This is a genomic window from Acinetobacter sp. SAAs474, assembly GCF_032823475.1.
GTDB lineage: Bacteria > Pseudomonadota > Gammaproteobacteria > Pseudomonadales > Moraxellaceae > Acinetobacter.
Genome location: NZ_CP127915.1, coordinates 1,166,150 through 1,184,324 on the forward strand (window position 1 = coordinate 1,166,150; position 18,175 = coordinate 1,184,324).

Annotated in this window: 17 protein-coding genes; 8 read left to right on the forward strand and 9 right to left on the reverse strand. The window is 38.2% G+C overall.

Annotation, left to right across the window (positions count from 1 at the left end; genetic code table 11):
- Positions 1 to 332 precede the first annotated feature (332 nt).
- The 4 genes from leuC to leuB all read left to right on the forward strand — a co-directional run bounded on the left by leuC (position 333) and on the right by leuB (position 4,219).
- Positions 333 to 1,766: a 3-isopropylmalate dehydratase large subunit gene (gene leuC, locus QSG86_RS06490; RefSeq protein WP_317030741.1), complete on the forward strand. Its 1,434-nt coding sequence runs from the start codon at positions 333 to 335 to the stop codon at positions 1,764 to 1,766.
- A gap of 21 nt (positions 1,767 to 1,787) precedes the next feature.
- On the forward strand, positions 1,788 to 2,438 hold the full coding sequence (leuD, locus tag QSG86_RS06495) for a 3-isopropylmalate dehydratase small subunit (protein ID WP_317030742.1): 651 nt from the start codon (positions 1,788 to 1,790) through the stop codon (positions 2,436 to 2,438).
- Positions 2,439 to 2,533: 95 nt separating this feature from the next.
- Positions 2,534 to 3,112 carry a hypothetical protein gene (locus tag QSG86_RS06500; RefSeq protein ID WP_317030743.1) on the forward strand — a complete coding sequence of 193 codons (579 nt, stop codon included), beginning with the start codon at positions 2,534 to 2,536 and terminating at the stop codon, positions 3,110 to 3,112.
- A 27-nt stretch (positions 3,113 to 3,139) separates the two neighbouring features.
- A complete protein-coding gene (leuB, locus tag QSG86_RS06505) occupies positions 3,140 to 4,219 on the forward strand; it encodes a 3-isopropylmalate dehydrogenase (protein WP_317030744.1) in 1,080 nt (359 codons plus the stop codon).
- A gap of 297 nt (positions 4,220 to 4,516) precedes the next feature.
- On the opposite strand, the gene infA is transcribed toward leuB, so the two are convergent.
- A complete protein-coding gene (infA, locus tag QSG86_RS06510) occupies positions 4,517 to 4,738 on the reverse strand; it encodes a translation initiation factor IF-1 (protein WP_001284370.1) in 222 nt (73 codons plus the stop codon).
- A 224-nt stretch (positions 4,739 to 4,962) separates the two neighbouring features.
- Here infA and QSG86_RS06515 point away from each other — a divergent pair, with 224 nt between their 5' ends.
- The gene (locus QSG86_RS06515) at positions 4,963 to 5,973 is read left to right on the forward strand and encodes an AraC family transcriptional regulator (RefSeq protein WP_317030745.1); all 1,011 of its coding nucleotides are present in this window, start codon (positions 4,963 to 4,965) and stop codon (positions 5,971 to 5,973) included.
- A 126-nt stretch (positions 5,974 to 6,099) separates the two neighbouring features.
- Here QSG86_RS06515 and truA read toward each other — a convergent pair whose 3' ends face one another.
- The 8 genes from truA to QSG86_RS06555 all read right to left on the reverse strand — a co-directional run bounded on the left by truA (position 6,100) and on the right by QSG86_RS06555 (position 15,855).
- Positions 6,100 to 6,897 (reverse strand): tRNA pseudouridine(38-40) synthase TruA, encoded by a 798-nt coding sequence (gene truA / locus QSG86_RS06520; protein ID WP_317030746.1) that lies wholly within the window; start codon positions 6,895 to 6,897, stop codon positions 6,100 to 6,102.
- A gap of 12 nt (positions 6,898 to 6,909) precedes the next feature.
- On the reverse strand, positions 6,910 to 7,875 hold the full coding sequence (locus QSG86_RS06525; RefSeq protein WP_317030747.1) for an asparaginase domain-containing protein: 966 nt from the start codon (positions 7,873 to 7,875) through the stop codon (positions 6,910 to 6,912).
- A gap of 163 nt (positions 7,876 to 8,038) precedes the next feature.
- The gene (locus QSG86_RS06530) at positions 8,039 to 8,620 is read right to left on the reverse strand and encodes a hypothetical protein (RefSeq protein ID WP_317030748.1); all 582 of its coding nucleotides are present in this window, start codon (positions 8,618 to 8,620) and stop codon (positions 8,039 to 8,041) included.
- Complete coding sequence (locus tag QSG86_RS06535; protein WP_317030749.1) at positions 8,617 to 9,261, reverse strand: hypothetical protein; 645 nt, start codon at positions 9,259 to 9,261, stop codon at positions 8,617 to 8,619. Before QSG86_RS06535 ends, QSG86_RS06530 begins: the two co-directional genes overlap by 4 nt.
- 282 nt (positions 9,262 to 9,543) lie before the next feature.
- On the reverse strand, positions 9,544 to 10,662 hold the full coding sequence (asd, locus tag QSG86_RS06540) for an aspartate-semialdehyde dehydrogenase (RefSeq protein ID WP_317030750.1): 1,119 nt from the start codon (positions 10,660 to 10,662) through the stop codon (positions 9,544 to 9,546).
- Between the two features lie 517 nt (positions 10,663 to 11,179).
- Complete coding sequence (clcA, locus tag QSG86_RS06545; RefSeq protein ID WP_317030751.1) at positions 11,180 to 12,550, reverse strand: H(+)/Cl(-) exchange transporter ClcA; 1,371 nt, start codon at positions 12,548 to 12,550, stop codon at positions 11,180 to 11,182.
- 346 nt (positions 12,551 to 12,896) lie between these two features.
- Positions 12,897 to 13,832, reverse strand: coding sequence for a lauroyl acyltransferase (locus QSG86_RS06550; protein ID WP_317030752.1), 936 nt, complete (start codon positions 13,830 to 13,832; stop codon positions 12,897 to 12,899).
- A 121-nt stretch (positions 13,833 to 13,953) separates the two neighbouring features.
- The gene (locus QSG86_RS06555) at positions 13,954 to 15,855 is read right to left on the reverse strand and encodes an ATP-binding cassette domain-containing protein (RefSeq protein ID WP_317030753.1); all 1,902 of its coding nucleotides are present in this window, start codon (positions 15,853 to 15,855) and stop codon (positions 13,954 to 13,956) included.
- Between the two features lie 33 nt (positions 15,856 to 15,888).
- Here QSG86_RS06555 and QSG86_RS06560 point away from each other — a divergent pair, with 33 nt between their 5' ends.
- From QSG86_RS06560 to QSG86_RS06570, 3 genes are all read left to right on the forward strand, one after another.
- Positions 15,889 to 16,134: a SlyX family protein gene (locus tag QSG86_RS06560; RefSeq protein WP_317030754.1), complete on the forward strand. Its 246-nt coding sequence runs from the start codon at positions 15,889 to 15,891 to the stop codon at positions 16,132 to 16,134.
- A gap of 228 nt (positions 16,135 to 16,362) precedes the next feature.
- On the forward strand, positions 16,363 to 17,355 hold the full coding sequence (locus tag QSG86_RS06565; protein ID WP_317030755.1) for a hypothetical protein: 993 nt from the start codon (positions 16,363 to 16,365) through the stop codon (positions 17,353 to 17,355).
- A gap of 344 nt (positions 17,356 to 17,699) precedes the next feature.
- The gene (locus QSG86_RS06570; RefSeq protein WP_317030756.1) at positions 17,700 to 18,149 is read left to right on the forward strand and encodes an ammonium transporter; all 450 of its coding nucleotides are present in this window, start codon (positions 17,700 to 17,702) and stop codon (positions 18,147 to 18,149) included.
- Positions 18,150 to 18,175 lie beyond the last annotated feature (26 nt).

Below are 18,175 nucleotides of genomic sequence, written 5' to 3' on the forward strand. Positions count from 1 at the left end.
TGATCAGTGTATACTAAAAGGCCTATATTTTTAAGTCGCACAACGCGATATCATGGATTTAATCTTGAGTCGCAACCATGTTTTTTTAAGCAGTGTAAATAGTGATTTAAAAACCATTGCCGATTTGTTTTTATGAGCGATTGGCTTGTGGTTTTAGCATAGACTGATCGCGGATGTTATACATATTCTCGATGAAAAAATGGAGCTTAAAAACTATTGTAATATTCCTAAAAGTTTTAAAACTAATAAAAATGATAAATTAGATTTATGTGATATCACCGTTATAATCGAATTTATTAAAGAATATACCCAGTCCAGTGGAGCAAATCGACATGGCAGGCGAAACCCAAAAAGCAAAAACATTGTATGATAAATTGTGGGATGACCATTTAGTAAAACAACGAGATGATGGCTCAGCTTTACTCTATATTGATCGTCATTTATTGCATGAAGTGACTTCTCCTCAAGCATTTGAAGGTTTGCAGTTGGCTGGTCGTCAACCTTGGCGTTTAAGTGCCAATGTCGCAACACCAGACCATAATGTACCGACTTCGACTAAAGAGCGTGCTGAAGGCATTGCGGGTATTGAAGATGATACATCACGCATTCAAGTACAAACTTTAGATGATAACTGTAAAACATTTAACGTAGTTCAGTTTGATATTCATGATATTCGTCAAGGAATAGCACATGTTGTCGGTCCTGAACAAGGTTTAACATTACCCGGTATGACCGTTGTGTGTGGTGACTCCCATACGGCAACACATGGTGCGTTTGGCTGTTTAGCACACGGGATAGGCACATCTGAAGTTGAACATGTATTGGCGACTCAATGTTTAGTTCAAAAGAAAATGAAAAACATGTTGGTCCGTGTTGATGGTCAATTGGGACAAGGTGTTACACCGAAAGACGTGGTACTGGCCATTATTGGTAAAATTGGTACCGCAGGTGGTACTGGTCATGCTATTGAATTTGGCGGACAAGTGTTCCGTGATATGTCAATGGAAGGGCGTATGACCGTTTGTAATATGGCCATTGAAGGTGGTGCTCGTGTTGGTATGGTTGCTGTAGATGATAAGACCATTGAATATGTGAAAAATCGTCCTTATGCACCACAAGGTACACAGTGGGATCAGGCGGTTGCCTATTGGAATACTTTACATTCTGATCAGGATGCTCATTTTGATACTGTCGTCGTATTACAAGGTGAAGAAATTGAGCCTCAAGTTTCTTGGGGAACATCACCGGAAATGGTTATTCCCGTTTCACAAGCAGTACCAACATTAGAACAAGCCAAAGATGATGTTCAACGTAATGATTGGATGCGTGCATATCAATACATGGGTTTAAATGCAGGTCAGGCTTTAGCAGATATTCAATTAGACCGAGTTTTTATTGGTTCTTGTACCAATTCGCGTATTGAAGATATTCGTGCTGCTGCTGAAGTTGCCAAAGGTAAAAAAGTCGCCAGCAGTATTAAGCAGGCGATGGTGGTACCAGGTTCTGGTTTGGTGAAACAGCAAGCTGAAGCTGAAGGTTTAGATAAAATCTTAATTGAAGCTGGTTTTGAATGGCGTGAACCTGGATGTTCAATGTGTTTGGCAATGAATGCTGATAAATTACAGCCTGGTGAACATTGTGCATCAACATCGAACCGTAACTTTGAGGGACGCCAAGGTAATGGTGGGCGTACCCACTTGGTTAGTCCAGCTATGGCAGCAGCAGCAGCGATTGCAGGCCATTTTGTTGATGTTCGTTCATTCTAATTGGGGCTAAGGAGCAAATAGATGAAAGCTTATACCATTGAACAAGGTATTGTTGCACCATTAGATCGTGCCAATGTAGATACCGATTTAATTATTCCTAAACAGTTTTTAAAATCAATTAAGCGTACTGGTTTCGGTGATAATTTATTTGATGAGTTACGTTATTTAGATGAAGGTTATCCAGGACAGGATAATTCAATACGTCCTAAAAATCCGGATTTTGTTTTAAATCAAGCACGTTATCAGGGTGCGAGTATTTTAATTTCTCGTGCCAATTTTGGTTGTGGTTCAAGTCGTGAACATGCACCATGGGCGTTGGAAGAGTACGGTTTTCGTACCGTAATTGCACCGAGTTATGCTGATATTTTCTTTAACAATAGTTTTAAAAATGGCATGTTACCAGTCATTTTATCTGAAGAAATTGTTGATCAGTTGTTTAAAGAATGTTTAGAAACAGAAGGTTATCAACTTACAATTGATTTACAAGCACAAGAAGTACGTACACCTTGCGGAGATGCTTTTAAGTTTGAAGTTGATCCATTTCGTAAACATTGTTTGTTAAATGGTCTTGATGATATCGGTTTAACCTTACAAGCAGCAGATGAAATTCATGCTTACGAAGCCAAAACCAAGCAATCACGTCCTTGGGTTTTTGCGGAAATTAAAGCTTAAAACCAAGACGATTTAGTCATAGCCATACACTATAACTATTGATAACATAAAATTATAATAAATTTATAATTTTATGAGTTTAAGGTGGCTATTTCATGATGAAGTGGGTAAAACGGTTTGGAGTAATAGCACTCGCGATATCATTGCTAGCTGCCTGTCAGAGCCTTGATATTGCGAGAATTAAAAATATTAAAGAGACTGAAAGTAGCAAAAACAATGCACTGGTTTTTTGTAAAGGTACTGAAATTTGTGAGTTTGAGCGTTTAGATTACATCAATATTGTTGATGAAAATCGTAAGCGTGTTACCAAAGATGCGATTGATCAAGGTATCGTTAGATTGGCTGATTACTCATTTAAATCTTCACCAGCACTTTATCTTTCAGTTTTGCCAAAACGACATGAAGTGGTGATTCGCTTTTATCCAGTCTCAAAAGAAAAAGCTGAAAAATTAATTGTTATTCATGATTTTAAGAAAAATCAGAGATATGTTTTTGAAATGTATCGTCAGCGTGAAGCTTTTGGAGGATCATTATTGAAAGTTTCCGCACCTGAACCACTTTGTGTGGATCTTAAAGCAAATCAAAAAACAATTCGGCGTTTTTGTAAACCTCACAATGCCCAAAATGGGCTAGGTGAGTTTGTAGAAAAGAAACTCACTGTAAGAAGACAGTAACAACTGATCTAAAAAATGGAAAAACTCATGTCTAAACATATTTTGATTTTACCAGGTGATGGTATTGGCCCAGAAATTATTCGTGCTGCAGAGCAAGTGCTTGCCTGTGTGAACGAAAAATTCAATTTAGGTTTGACGTGGGAGCAAGGCCTCCTAGGAGGGGCTGCAATCGATGCACATGGTGAACCCTATCCGGCAGTGACAGCTGAACAGGCTAAAAAAGCCAATGCGATCTTATTGGGAGCTGTGGGTGGTCCAAAATGGGATACCATTGAACGTTCTATTCGACCTGAACGTGGATTACTTAAAATTCGTTCTGAGTTAAATTTATTCGCTAATTTACGTCCAGCAATTTTATATCCACAATTGGCAGAAGCATCGAGCTTAAAAGCAGAAGTGGTTTCTGGTTTAGACATTTTAATTGTTCGTGAATTAACGGGTGGGATTTATTTTGGCCAGCCTCGTGGTATTCGTGAATTAGAAAATGGTGAAAAACAAGGTTTTAATACCGATGTTTATGCAGAATCAGAAATTAAACGTATCGCTAAAGTCGCATTCGAATTGGCTCGTTTACGTGGTGGTAAAGTGTGTTCTGTTGATAAAGCTAACGTACTCGAAGTCACTGAACTTTGGAAGCAAACGGTTACTGCATTAAAAGAAGCACAATATCCAGAAATTAATTTATCGCATATGTATGTTGATAATGCAGCAATGCAATTGGTTCGTGCACCAAAACAATTTGACGTGATTGTGACTGGAAATCTATTTGGTGATATCTTATCCGATGAAGCAGCAATGTTAACTGGTTCTATTGGCATGTTGCCATCGGCATCTTTAGATGAAAATGGTAAAGGAATGTATGAACCATGTCATGGTTCAGCACCTGATATCGCAGGTCAAAATATTGCCAATCCATTGGCAACCATTCTTTCTGTGGCGATGATGTTGCGTTACACTTTCCGTGAGGAAGTGGCAGCAAAAGCGATTGAAAATGCGGTTGGTCAAGTATTAGATCAGGGTTTACGTACAAGTGATATTATGGCAGTTGGTCACCAGCAAGTAGGCACAGCAGAAATGGGGCAAGCTGTAGTTGCTGCGTTAAATTAATCCCATGTAAGCTTGATAGAGGCACTGTTGTTATAACTGCTGATCAATAAAGCATTATATAGTTGGATATCATAAACCTCTATGTGGATCACATAGAGGTTTTTAATTTGATCGATATTACTGGATTGGGTCTTGGATTAAAGATAGCTAACTACTATGTTGGATGGGATGATTTAAACATAGTGGTTAATATTTTTTAGTTGTTAAATAAAATTTGAGCAAAAAAAAGCATTCCCAATTAAAAATTGAGAATAAATAATAAAAAAGCCACAATTAGTGGCTTTTGCTTACTAACACTTAGCGTGCACGGTAAGTAATACGACCTTTAGTTAAGTCATAAGGTGTCATTTCAACTTTTACACTATCACCTGTTAAAATACGGATATAGTGCTTACGCATTTTACCAGAGATGTGTGCGATCACCTCGTGACCGTTTTCTAAACGTACACGAAACATAGTGTTAGGAAGCGTTTCGGTGACAACGCCTTCGAACTCGATGAGTTCCTCTTTATTGGCCATAGCCTACCTGAGTATCAAATTGGAAAGGCGCAAATTATAGGCAATTTTTTTAAAAAATACAAGATTAGCATGCTTGTTGCAGCATCATCTGTCAGTAAAATAGGCGAATATTCGATTTAAGTAACGAGGATAAAACGGGTCATGTTATGTTGCCAGTTGAAACAATCCTCGTTAATCTAAAATTGATCTTGTGTCATCAATATTATAGCAAGGAAGGTTTTTGAGTGAGTCGATTAACAGATGCATCTATTGTGCTGCGATTGGGTTATCAAGCGATTCATCGTGCAGGTTTACCAGCTGAAGAGATTTTAACTCAAGCTGGTGTCGCTTTGACTCAGCTTGAAGCTAACCAGCGTACCCCTTTAAGTGCACAACATGCATTTTGGTTAGCATTACAAAACGTAAGCCAAGATGCGGATATTGGTTTACATCTAGGTGAGTATTTACCACTTTATCGTGGTCAAGTCATTGAACACTTATTTATTTCTTCACAAACTTTTGCAGAGGGCTTACAGCGTGCCTTGGCATATCAACGTCTCATTAGTGATGCTTTCGCTGCAAAGCTGGTTATTGATGATGAGCACTGCTATTTAACCAATGGTATACAGCATGTATCTGACCCTATGGTTAATCGCCATTTTTCTGAATGTGCAATGTCTGGAATTTTACGCTTCTTTAAATTTATAACGGAAGGTCGTTTTCAAGCGTTATATATTGATTTTAATTTTCAGCAAGGTGCGGCTGATCATGAATATACGCGGATCTACGGCTGTCCTGTGAGCTTGGGACAACCAGAAACACGGTTGTATTTTGATCCAGCAATTTTAAATGATCCGCTTTGGCAAGCAGAGCCAGAATTGCTGCATTTACATGAACAATTTGCATTGGAAAAATTACAAGAACTGGCACGTTATGATCTGATTGCTGATGTACGCCGTGTAATAGGCTCAATATTAGAAACAGGTAACATTACGCTTGAAACCGTGGCTGCACAGTTAAACCTTACGCCAAGGCGCTTAAGAACACATTTGAGTGAAGCACAAACCAGTTTTCAGCAAGTCTTATCCAGTTATCGTTGCAGGCTCGCCAAACGACTATTAGCCAATACCGATGAAAGTATCGAACGGATTGTTTATTTAACTGGATTTGCTGAGCCAAGTACCTTTTATCGTGCTTTTAAACGCTGGACCAATGAAACACCTGTGGAGTATCGGAAACGGAAACGTAAAATATGATTGATTATATTGAATTCAATCTATTTTATTTCTTTAGCTATAAATATATTGATTTTTAAATCATATACTGAGCATTAATCAACCGTGATTGATCCGTATGATTGCTTGAGCTTTCAGGATCAAGTTTTACTCTGGCATATTTAACCAATGTGGTCCTAAAGGCTGTTGCGGTAAGTTAAAGTGCGCTGGATAGTCTGCATGAATAAAATAAAGACCATCGGGCGGAGCGGTAATACCTGCAGCTTTGCGATTTTGTGCAGCAAAAATTTGATCAATATGTTCAATATCATACATACCTTGGCCAATTTCAAGTAAACATCCCATGATGTTACGCACCATATGGTGTAAAAAGCCATCAGCTTGAATATCCAGTACCAAATAGCAGCCATGTTGAATCAAGCGGCAATGACGTACATGACGTACGGGTTGATTGGATTGGCATGCTGCTGCCCTAAAGCTTTCAAAATTATGCGTACCTTCAAATTTTTTGGCAGCTTCAATCATTTTAGCGACATTTAAAGGGTAGAAAGCATGGGTCACTTGCTTATGTAATAAGGCTGGACGCTGTGGATGATTGTAAACAACATAGCGGTAGCGGCGTGCTTGGGCTTTAAATCGTGCATGGAAGTCACGATCCATTTCTTGAATCCATTGAATTGCAATATCTTTGGGTAGTGTGCTATTGGCTCCCATCAACCAGCCTCGTATTGGACGAATCGCTTGTGTATCAAAATGTGCCACCATATTGGTGGCATGCACACCAGCATCTGTCCTGCCAGCACCATGTAAACTAATGGGCTCATTGGCGATTTTAGAGAGTACGTTTTCAATGGTTTGTTGTATGCTCGGGACACCAGCTTGTTGCGTTTGCCAACCTTTATATCGAATGCCACAAAACTCAATACCAATTGCAAAACGTTGCATACTCACCTCAAATTAGACGTTATCATGCCAATGCTGATCCCATTGGTCTACGGTATCGTATTTTAAATACATTTTTAATGTTTTTGCATAAAGATCTGCATGACTATAACTATTATCGACTAAAAAATTGGCGTGTTGAATCCAGTTGCTTATCGCATAGCGTTGATCTAAATCGCCAAAAGGAACTTGGCTGCTAATAATAACAGCACAATTTTGATCACGAATTTTTTGTAAAATTTGTAGTAATTCAGGATTAACTGCAATATTACCTGTACCAAATCCTTGCAGAATAAGTACTGTCGGTGGTTGAGCTATAATAGCGGTTAAAAATGCAATATGACATGCAATCTGGATCGGTTGTAACATCAAACTGACGCAGTTAAATGTTTTTGCCTTATGGATATGCTCAGCATGGATTAACATTGCTTGTGCGTGCTGCTGAAGTATCGTATCGACTTCTATGCCAGTAAATGCATCTAATTGAGTCGTATGCTGTTTTAATGCCGTCTGTGCATGAATTAAACGTTGATGGAATGCTAAGTAAACACCCTTGGGCTGAGTGATTACTGCCGTTAAGGCAAAATTTAGATTGGCGTAGGCATCGCTTTGGTCACGAATTTTTGTGCCTGTAATATTGAGTAAAGGATATTGGCTACCAGTACAGACCACATGTGCTGAGCGACCTAGTAGCTGTGCTAATACAGCACTGGCATAGCTGAGTGTATCTGTGCCATGAATAATGACGAAGTGTTTAAATGTTGCTTGTAAAGATTGAATAAATTCAACGAGTTTAAGCCAATCTTCTGCAGTGCAGGCGCTACTGTCTTTTATTACAGGGGCAACAAAGCATGTGATAGCATGATCTTGAGCAAAAATTTGTTGCAACTGTGGAATAAATTGTGTTGCTGGCATTGGACTTAAAGGTTCACCAATACAGCCTAAAGTTCCACCCATATAAATTAAGGCAATTTTATTCATATCACAATATATTCATATAAAAGATTATTTTAGCATAGCGTAAAATAACAGCCGATTCGATAAACAGGTATCTATCGAATCATAAAAGCTGATATTGAGATATCGATCTCGGCCGCTTTTAAAACTATTAATTTTATTGTTGTTTAAGTTATAAAGCGGCATATTAAGGCCCGATTTTTTTATGCTCTAGCTGTCGTTGTAATTGGGCAAGTCGATGATTTAATATCTGCATTTTATAAGCTTTTTGATGTAATTTTTTATCTAGTTGTATGACCTCATTTTGTATTTGAAGCGCTTTGATACGTGACTGGATGATTTTGTCAGAAAAATTTTGACGTTTTTGTGGACTTGCATGGTCCAGAGTATTTTCTGATGTATGATCTTGATCACTTATAATATGCATTTCAGCCTGAGTTAGGCGATATTTACTCGGACCTGTTGGCTGATGATGAGTCCGATGCTTTTGAGAGGATTGAGGTTTTAGATGATGATTTGGACGATGATAGAAAATTTGTAGTCGCGCATGATTTTTTAATTTAGAACGATCACCCTGTATAAATGCATGAGGATTATGCTGTTCAATTTCTAACATCACCTGATGAATTGGGCGATGTTCTATCGCGGCAATATGGGCTGAAATTTGCCATAAGGATTCATTTTTTTTAACTCGATACTGCCTAACACTGGTTTTTGGGGATGATTTTACGTTTATTGATCGCATTAAACGTGCTTTAGGTGAGGTCATGGCAACAAGATCCTGAGGGGGGTAACGACACTGGGCGAATTTGCTCGTTTATCATCATTACGATTCAGTGGTGTTGGCTGATTTAAGACGGGTGGATATTGTGATGAAAATGCTAATTTTTGTTCAGCGATGTTTGATGGTTGTTGATCTATGTTGTTGGCAGGGTTGTCATGGGGGATAGGCTTTGGTAAATCAACGCTAAAGAATTTTTCATCGGCCTGTTGTGGTGTTAGAAAATTTGCATCATGATCTATCGCTGGCTTTTTTTGTATTAAATTTTGTTGGATATGTTGCAGTTTAATATCGTTTCCTGCTTTGATCTTAATGACTAGATTGAGTTCAGGGCGCGTTATGGGTTGTGTCGATGTGAGTGTAATCACACCACCACCACTTGAATGATTTTGCCGAATATAAATATTGAGGTGTGGAGGAGGGTGATGTTCAATCGCAAATTCTTTTAAATCATCTTCTGTTGCAATACTGGCTTCAATGAGATGATGTGAATCTGTGTGGACCATCATTTCTGCATATAATACTTCACCTAAAGAAGATTGTATCTGTAATGGATCAATTTGAATCGCATGGATATTTTGAGTTAAAAATATTGTAAAAATAGTTATATATAATTGTTTATTATTCATAATTATAAAAAGTGGTTACTGACTTTAAGCCTAAAAATTTAGACACTGGATCACTATATTTTTATTTTAATATGCTGGGTGATATAAAATTTGTCACTTTAATCTAGCATAAGATTGATAGCGATACTACCGTATGATGTTGTTTAAGTGATCTATAGCATCAATGTTTTATGACCAGATCTAGATCATTGTGATGCTCATTTGAAATCAGGATGGCTCCTCGAATGCAACATTGCATAAAAAAACCGACCATCAGGTCGGTTTTTATCAGCTAAAGCAGTTTTAGCTATTTTTATAATCAATCAAAATACGCAACATACGACGAAGAGGTTCTGCAGCACCCCAAAGTAGTTGATCACCTACGGTAAAAGCGCCAAGATATTCTTTACCCATATTCAGTTTACGTAAACGACCAACTGGAACGGATAAGGTACCTGTAACGGCAACAGGTGTCAGCTCAGTCATAGACGCTTCACGTGTATTTGGAATGACTTTTGCCCAAGGATTGGCTTGACTTAACATATCTTCAATTTCATCAAGCGCTACATCTTTTTTCAATTTTAAGGTGAGTGCTTGAGAGTGACAGCGCATTGCACCAATACGGACACAGTGGCCATCAATAGGAACAATTTGTTGATTGCCTAAAATTTTATTGGTTTCAACTTGGCCTTTCCATTCTTCTTTCGATTGACCGCTTTCTAGTTGCTTATCAATATAAGGGATTAATGAGCCTGCTAAAGGTACACCGAAGTTAGCGCAAGGGAAGCCCTCACCACGTTGTAATTCTGCGATTTTTGAATCAATAGCTAAGATTGGAGAGCGTGGATCTGCCAATAAATCTTGAGTATTCTGATATAAATAACCCATACCATTAATCAATTCACGCATATTCTGTGCGCCAGCACCAGAGGCTGCTTGATAGGTCATCGATGTTGCCCATTCCACTAAATTATTTTGGAATAAACCACCTAGTCCCATTAGCATCAGTGATACAGTGCAGTTACCACCGACAAAGGTTTTAGTACCTTTGACTAAACCATCTTGAATCACATGCATATTGACAGGATCGAGGACAATAATCGCCTCATCATCCATACGTAAAGTCGATGCAGCATCAATCCAATATCCATCCCAGTGCTCAGCTTTGAGTTGAGGAAAGATTTCAGAGGTATAGTCGCCACCTTGGCAGGTAATAATGACATCCATTTGCTTTAGACGGGTAATGTCTTTGGCATCTATAAGTGCTGGGGCAGTTTTACCGCCAAATGCAGGAGCTTCACCTCCTGCATTACTGGTAGAGAAATAAAATGGCTCAAAATGAGTAAAATCATTCTCTTCAACCATTCGTTGCATAAGGACGGAACCAACCATCCCGCGCCAACCGACCAGACCTACTTTCATGTCATTTTGCCTCGGTGCGTAAAAAATTAAAAGGGGATTTGAGTGTATCAAAAGAGTAATTTACTGCAAGCGTTACACGATAAAAACATCAATAATATTATGTAATATATCTTGTTTATCTGTTGTTAAAAACTAATATAAATTTATGAATCAATGAAAAATTAAGAATATAAGCAAAAAAATCATTTTCGATTAGGTCATAAAATGATGGCAAGCATTGATTGATCTACTAAAATTACACATATTGTGTGAAATACCTATCATGATTATAGGCAAATGCTTACAAAGACTATCGGTTTATATCTCTATGTTGCGAATATTGAAGCTTGTAATATAGCTTTATCAGCAGTTGAATTGGTATGGATCACCACAGTTAGGCTGATAGCAATAGAGAAATGGAACTCCATAATAATAACATATACACAACCTTACTAAGCCCAAATTTGCAGGATGCAAATTTGGGCTTAACTATTTTTTGCTTAAGATAGCTACATCATCCTGATGAAGTTTTAGTCAATCATTCTTCGCGCTTAATGCCTAATTTATCTAAAGTATTGTTTAAGATTTCACTATAGAGTGACGTTGCACCCAGTGTTTGCGCCATAAACGTTGCTGCAACACAGGTTAAAATCAAAGGAAGAATCAACATGTAACTTCCCGTCATTTCAATCACAATGATGATTCCAGTGAGAGGGGCACGGATACTGGCTGCAAATAATCCAGCCATTCCCAGTACAGCGCAGGTACTGAGTTGAATATTATATTCAGGAAATATGGATTGTCCCATCAAGCCAAATAACACACCTAGAATTGCACCCAATGTAATCGTGGGTGAAAAAATACCTCCTGGTGCACCAGAACCAAAGCATAAAACTGTTGCAATAAATCGTAATAAGAAAATTAACAGTAACGGATAAAACGCATATAACCCATCAATGACATGTGGAATCATATCGAATCCACCCCCAGTAATATCGGGTAAAAATAAGGTCAATATGCCAAATGAACCAGCGAGGATTGCACCTGTCATGGGAAATAGATATTGTTTTTTTTGATAGAAAAGGTCCAAGCCATTACGTATGGTTAAAATAATAAAGTTAGAAAATGAGCCAATAATTCCCAATAATAAGCCTAAAAAGATATAAATCCAGATACTATGAAGCGGTGCTGAACTCGGGGTGGATATATTTAACACAGCGCCTGAACCCATAATCAGTTGATAGACAATACAAGCAGAAACACAGCCAATAAAAACAGCCTTAATCGAGGCTTTGGTATAGGTAAATTCACCTCTCATTTCTTCTATTACAAATAAAATACCACCTAATGGTGCATTAAATGCTGTGGTAATTCCAGCACCAGCACCTGTCGCAATAAGGGTATGTTGTGATTCTTTGCTTTTGACTCGAGAAATATCCGAGACCATTTTCCCTAAATTAGATCCCATTTGTACCGTTGGGCCTTCGCGCCCTAACACCATGCCACTCCCTAAAGCAGCAAGTCCACCAAAAAATTTAACAGGTAAAACTCTCCACCATCGTACAGGCCTTAAATCGAGTAAGGCACCTTCAACTTCGGGAATTCCAGAACCTGCAGATTCAGGTGCATATCTTTTGACAAGATAATACGACACTGCCCCCATGGCGGCAGTAATGATAAATGTGAGGAAGACTTTCCAATACATATTGTGAAATATACTGTCGCTATCGTTACCAATATTCATTCGCCATGAAATAATGGCATTGATACCAAGTTGGAACAAAGAACCAAGTAAACCTGTAAATGCACCCACGATACAGGCTAAAAAAAGAATAATAAAAGGAGAGCGTTTTTGCCATCGATTAATTTTTTTTGCAATAGTCAGCGCTATAGTGTTGCTTTTCTGCATGATAGTTATTCCCTCATTTTCTTCTATCATTTAATCTTTGGCGTATATTGATTAGATGCAATGTGCTGTAAATATTATAAAAATTATATACTTTTGTGCAGCATTTGATTTTACTCAAAGAGATCAAGAATAGATATATTTTTATAATATAGCGAATATCATGAAGAATAAATATAAGAAATGGGTCATATTTGGAAACGCGTATTTTGCCAAAAACTGGCCTGTAAACATGATTAAAAATGTCTGCCAGTCATTGGATTTAATACGGATGATTCTAAATCAATGTAGATAGTTTGTTAGATATCGTCTAAGGAGAGTCTATACTCTCCTCATTTTAATACTGATTTTAGTAAATGTTTTGATATCCTTCGGGGCGTGTTTTAAAGCGACGGTGGAACCACATATATTGTGTTGGTGCAATCCGTAATTGTCGTTCAATAATAAGGTTGGTTCGTGTAGCATCATCAAGTTCATCTGCACTTGGAAAATTCTCTACAGGTGGCTCAATCAAAACTTTATAACGAGGATGATGCAAATCACCGGTACGATAAAAATAAAGTGGAATTGCAGCCGCATGTGTCATTTTTAATAAGCGTCGATGTGCAGTTAATGTGGCAGCCGGTACAGCAAAAAAAGGGGCCATAATCCCTTGCTTTAAACCAAAATCTTGGTCAGGACTATACCAAATGGCACGGCCATTTTTTAACTGACGAATGAGGCCACGCATATCATCATGATCAATTTGATGGCTATAAATCGTAGCACGACAACGATAAATAAGCATATCGAGTAGGGGATTATTCTGTGGTCTATAGACCACATCTGGATCAAAATATTGTGCACAGACATAGCCACCGGCATCAAGTAGCGTTGAGTGTGTGCCTAAGAGTAATACACCTTTCCCTGCTGCTTGGGCACGCTGAATATGTTCAAGTCCTTCAATTTCAGTACGACCTTTAAACCAGTCAGGACAATACCATGCATTTAAGGTCTCAAATACGCCCAACATTTGGTCAATAAAAACTTGTTTGGCATTGGCTTCAACTTGTGCTGCCGACCATTCAGGAAAGCAGACCTCTAAATTACGTCGTGTAGTGTTGCGACGTGACTTTAAATATTTAAAAGATAGCAGTCCTAAAATTTTTGCTAAACGGTATTGAATCCACCAAGGTAAAATGGCCAAAATCATTAAGAAGATAATACTGATCCATATGCCCCAATATTGTGGTAATAGAAAAGACCAGCGAAATTCACCGGGTTTATACTCTGGTTTTTTACTCATAAGCCGTATTTATTGATCGATTCTGTATAGTTTAACAGATGTCATTATGGAATAAAAAAGCATCTCTAGTCACAACTATCGATGCTTTTTATACAATTTTTGATGCTAATTAAGCTGAGTTTTAGCCTTGATTTAGATTATCTAAGGCTTCCCAACGTTCGAGCTTTTCGAGTAGTAACTCGTCAATTTCGTTGAGACGTTGAGAAAGTTTTAAGGCTTGATCTGCATCCTGAATAAATAATGAGCCATCTGCCAACTGGGCATGCAAATATGCCTGCTCTTGTTCTAAAGTCTCAATTTCAAGCGGTAATTGCTCTAATTCACGTTGATCTTTATAGCTTAGCTTTACTTTTTTCACCGTAGATGCCGTGGTGGCTTCTGCTTTGGCAAGGGCTTTTTTCACCGAACTTTTCTGATCAACAACCGTTTGATCTGGACGTTGCTCCAAATAATCCTGATAACCACCAACATACTCATCAATATGACCTTTGCCATCAAATACCCAAGTTGAGGTGACGACATTATCCATAAAGGCACGGTCATGTGAAATCAGTAATAAAGTACCTTTATAACTGGCCAGCATTTCTTCTAATAACTCTAAAGTTACCATATCCAGATCGTTGGTCGGTTCATCCATCACAATCAGGTTTGAAGGTTTAAGCAATAACTTGGCCAATAAAATACGATTACGTTCTCCACCAGAGAGCGCCTTAACGGGTGTACGTGCACGTTCAGGTGAGAATAAGAAATCTTGCAAATAGCTGTAAATATGACGACGCTGTCCATTAACATCAACGTGGTCGGAACCCTCAGAGACATTATCTTTGACTGACTTTTCCAGATCTAGTGCATTACGCAATTGATCAAAGTAGGCCACTTCGAGCTGTGTTCCTGTTTTGACTGCACCACTGTGTGCTTGTTCACCTAGAATCGCTTTAATTAATGTCGTTTTACCTACACCGTTATCACCGACTAAGCCAATACGATCACCACGCAAAACGATTGCAGAAAAGTCTTTGATAATAGGTGCATCATCAGCAAAACTAACACTCATATTTTCGATTTCAAACACCAACTTCCCTGAACGGTTAGCCTCTTGCGCCATCATGTTAACTTTCCCTTGCTGAGAACGGCGCGCTTTAGATTCCTCACGCAGCGCTTTGAGCGCACGAACACGTCCTTCATTACGGGTACGACGGGCTTTGATTCCTTGGCGAATCCAGACCTCTTCTTCAGCTAAACGTTTATCAAACAGCGCATTCTGCTTTTCTTCTGCTTCCATTTGTTGTGCTTTTAATTCAAGGTAGCGCGAGTAGTTTCCTTCAAAACTACGCAAGGTACCTCGGTCAAGCTCAACAATACGTGTTGCAATACTATCGACAAAAGCTCGGTCATGCGAAATAAACAGTAAGGTTAAATTATTTTGGTCGAGTAAAAATTTTTCTAACCATTCGATACTTTCCACATCTAAATGGTTGGTGGGTTCGTCGAGTAATAGGACATCGGGTTGTGTGAGTAAGGCACGGGCCAATAAGACACGACGTTTACGTCCGCCAGATAGATCTGCTAAGTCAGCATCTGGATCTAACCCCATTTTACTTAAAATCGCATTTACTTTGGTTTCTAGGGCCCAACCGTCAAGCTGGTCCATTTTATGTTGTAAATGACCCATTCGGTCACAAGCGTCCATATCACCTAATACACAAGCATCACTTGCTTCATGATAGGCACGTAGTACTTCGGCTGCTTCACCGGCACCATCTGCAACAATATCGGAAACTTTACCTGAATCCATTGGTACATCTTGCGCGAGCATTGAAATAGTGATGCCATTTTGTAATGCAACTTCACCGGCATCTGGAAGTAAGCTTCCTTCAATCAGTTTAAGTAATGTAGACTTACCTTCACCATTTCGGCCAATCAAACAGACTCGTTCGCCACGTTCTAGGTTGAAGTTCGCGCCGTCGAGCAAGGCAGGTCCACCGAAAGCAAGTTGGACATCCCTTAAAGTAATATAGGCCATAATGTTTCCTAAAATCTCAAATGAGGACTTAAAGTGACTAAATATAATATTGATGATGATCAGGGGTCATTTTCCGCACCTATTGAAGATTTGCAAGTGCGAATTGCTTTTTTAGATGATTTAATTGATCAATTAAACGATCAAATAGCTAAACAGGCGATGGAAATCTCTGATTTAAAAAAACAAATGCAAATTTTGTATCAGCGTGTTGAATCTGCAGATTTATCTGAAGGGATAGAAGCTTTTGATCCAATCAACAATATTCCACCGCATTATTAATATAGAATGAACCTGTACCAGTGGCTGTTGATCATGAGGTACTGCGCATTATCAATCAATGATATTTTTCAACTGATGACTGAGTGACGCGATATGATTATAGATTGATCGCTTCACCTGTTTTGGAGGCTTGATCAGAAAAAATAATACTGCAAATTTTGTTTGAGATTTGAATCCATCTCATTGTACTCTCTTGGTCTTATGTAATTGAAAGCAATGACCTAAAATATGCATCGTAATGTCGCTTTACTGGATTTAGAAAAAAATATACCAACAGCCGAGCTATTAAAAACATGGATTGAGCATTATGACACGGTCTATGTTTTTAATGCTCGTGGTCATTTTGAATATCACTTAGAAGATTTAACTGAATTGGCTGAGTGGATTTATCATGGTCAGTTGGTGATTTTAGTGACGGCCGAATTAAAACAAAAGCAATTTATCTATGCTGTTGTGGTGGGACAATTATTGGCATTGTTAGAACATGACGTACATGTTGATGTAATTTCCGTGATAGAACATCGCGATATACTGATATCGATGTTGGATGACGCTGATATTTCTAATCATTTAGTCACGCTTGATGCATCGCGAAGTCGAGTGAAACCATCGATTAAACTCCCAAGCGTCAGTAAGATTTTAGCCAGTCAGGATCTACAAGCAGTTAAAAAATATTGTGATGCGCTTTTTAGTATGTCAGGTTTACCCAATAATTTAATGCGATTAAAAAATTCTGTAGCTAATATTTTAAAATGCGATGAGGTACAAGTTCAAAAAATAGTCGGGATGTTAATTCATCTTAAAATTGTTAAAAAATATGATAGTCAGATTCAATTTCGTAAAAAAGTACTGGCGCAATGGCTAAAGCTCGATTTGAGTGTCGGGGACAGTGCTCAGATAACGCATGTTCAGAATGTTTCCACAGATCAGCACCATATCACAGCACCAGCAGATTTGCCGCAGTCGTCTGCGATCAAAACGCCTGAAGAAATATTGCCGCAAACTTTGACAGATATCGATCCAATGCAAATTGCAGTCGTAAAAAAGTTACATCTATTACAGGATCAAAAACCTAAAGATATTTATGCTTTTCGGGATTTGTTGCTAGGCATGTTTCCTCAGTCAGATGTTCGACTGATATTAAAGACATGGATTGATAAAGGTTATATTTATTGTGATGGGCATGAAGTACTATATAGTCATGAAATGTTGTTAAATTAAATATGATAAGCATAAGATTTATCATCTCTGTCATCGGCACGATTTTAGGCGATATGCTGGGTAAAAAACGTCTGTTATACATCGTCTAAAAGATAGATAAGAGCTAATTTTCAAACAATCACACCTTAAAATCAGCCCAGTGAGCGTAGTTATTACGCTCAGCAAGGTCATGATGTGATATAAACGCCAGCTTAGCTGGTTGAGCTGTCGAAAAAATACTTTGATGTAATAGAAATGTAAAATTATCGTGGCTGCAGTATATCTTCGATATTAATTTCTGGTCCAGCACTTGCCTTTTATATTCTGCTTATGCAACTCTAATATAGGAATAAAAAGGTTGTACTATGGAAAATACTGGAATTTGGGTTGTCGTTGTTATCATTATTTTTGTACTGGGGTCAATTTTGGGCTTACGTGTTAGTCCAAGAGAAAAGGCGCTAGGCATCATGCGTGATAAAGCAAGAAAAATGGGATTACACCCTCGACTGGTATCAGCGCCGGACTGGACAAAGATTCCAAAGGCTTCAGAAGATCGTGCCAGTATGGTTGCGTATTATAGTATTTTGATTCCGGATGCACGTCTTCCTTTGATGCGCGCATTGGTCATTGATCAAAAACTTCAATTGGTTTACGGTGATGAAAAATTTAACAATCTACCGATTGAATTAAAAGGCATTTATGCTATTGATATGCAAGCGAACTGTATTGGACTCTATTGGAATGAAGAAGCAGATTTAATGGCTTCCCAATTAGATGATATCAAGGCATGTTTAAGTTCTCTAGCAGAAGTTTAATTTATATATAGGATTAATAGTGAATT

Excerpts from the sequence above, each read along its gene's own strand:
- QSG86_RS06530 (WP_317030748.1), bottom strand. The coding sequence starts at position 8,620 with ATGACCTCACCTAAAGCACGTTTAATGCGATCAATAAACGTAAAATCA.
- QSG86_RS06535 (WP_317030749.1), bottom strand. The coding sequence starts at position 9,261 with ATGAATAATAAACAATTATATATAACTATTTTTACAATATTTTTAACT.
- leuB (WP_317030744.1), top strand. The coding sequence starts at position 3,140 with ATGTCTAAACATATTTTGATTTTACCAGGTGATGGTATTGGCCCAGAA.
- clcA (WP_317030751.1), bottom strand. The coding sequence starts at position 12,550 with ATGCAGAAAAGCAACACTATAGCGCTGACTATTGCAAAAAAAATTAAT.
- asd (WP_317030750.1), bottom strand. The coding sequence starts at position 10,662 with ATGAAAGTAGGTCTGGTCGGTTGGCGCGGGATGGTTGGTTCCGTCCTT.
- QSG86_RS06570 (WP_317030756.1), top strand. The coding sequence starts at position 17,700 with ATGGAAAATACTGGAATTTGGGTTGTCGTTGTTATCATTATTTTTGTA.
- QSG86_RS06500 (WP_317030743.1), top strand. The coding sequence starts at position 2,534 with ATGATGAAGTGGGTAAAACGGTTTGGAGTAATAGCACTCGCGATATCA.
- QSG86_RS06550 (WP_317030752.1), bottom strand. The coding sequence starts at position 13,832 with ATGAGTAAAAAACCAGAGTATAAACCCGGTGAATTTCGCTGGTCTTTT.
- QSG86_RS06555 (WP_317030753.1), bottom strand. The coding sequence starts at position 15,855 with ATGGCCTATATTACTTTAAGGGATGTCCAACTTGCTTTCGGTGGACCT.
- leuC (WP_317030741.1), top strand. The coding sequence starts at position 333 with ATGGCAGGCGAAACCCAAAAAGCAAAAACATTGTATGATAAATTGTGG.
- QSG86_RS06565 (WP_317030755.1), top strand. The coding sequence starts at position 16,363 with ATGCATCGTAATGTCGCTTTACTGGATTTAGAAAAAAATATACCAACA.
- QSG86_RS06525 (WP_317030747.1), bottom strand. The coding sequence starts at position 7,875 with ATGAATAAAATTGCCTTAATTTATATGGGTGGAACTTTAGGCTGTATT.
- leuD (WP_317030742.1), top strand. The coding sequence starts at position 1,788 with ATGAAAGCTTATACCATTGAACAAGGTATTGTTGCACCATTAGATCGT.
- truA (WP_317030746.1), bottom strand. The coding sequence starts at position 6,897 with ATGCAACGTTTTGCAATTGGTATTGAGTTTTGTGGCATTCGATATAAA.
- infA (WP_001284370.1), bottom strand. The coding sequence starts at position 4,738 with ATGGCCAATAAAGAGGAACTCATCGAGTTCGAAGGCGTTGTCACCGAA.